The organism is Bacillus sp. SIMBA_005 (assembly GCF_046535585.1).
Classification (GTDB): Bacteria; Bacillota; Bacilli; order Bacillales; family Bacillaceae; genus Bacillus; species Bacillus pumilus.
This window is the reverse complement of sequence record NZ_JAWRWI010000583.1, coordinates 1-263: the sequence shown is the minus strand read 5'-3', so window position 1 is coordinate 263 and position 263 is coordinate 1. Positions and strand designations below refer to the sequence as shown.

Annotated in this window: 2 protein-coding genes; one reads left to right on the top strand and one right to left on the bottom strand. The window is 44.9% G+C overall.

The features are described from left to right. Nucleotides 1-109: DUF2536 family protein (locus SB660_RS21390; protein WP_410584411.1), on the top strand; the 109-nt coding region annotated here is incomplete at its 5' end. Between the two features lie 39 nt (nt 110-148). On the opposite strand, the gene SB660_RS21385 is transcribed toward SB660_RS21390, so the two are convergent. Further along, nucleotides 149-263: DUF1510 family protein (locus tag SB660_RS21385; protein WP_410584409.1), on the bottom strand; the 115-nt coding region annotated here is incomplete at its 5' end.

The following is a 263-nucleotide window of genomic DNA, read 5'->3' as shown; positions in this document are numbered from 1 at the left end:
AAACAACCAGGCGATTATGCTTCGCGTCCGTTCTGTATCCCATCAGGTGACGGCCGTTGACGGCAGAATCCTTTACAGCGCGTCGGTGCATTTTTCAGCTGACGTATGACAGAAAAAAGCAGCTGAATAATCAGCTGCTTTTTTGCGGTTATTTTAACGTTTCTACTTTTGTCGGCTTCCAGCCTTTTTTGTCTTTCCAAGTGATGGTGACCTGATACTTTTTGCCGTTCGTTTTGTCTAAAACTTTACCCTTCGCATCTTGC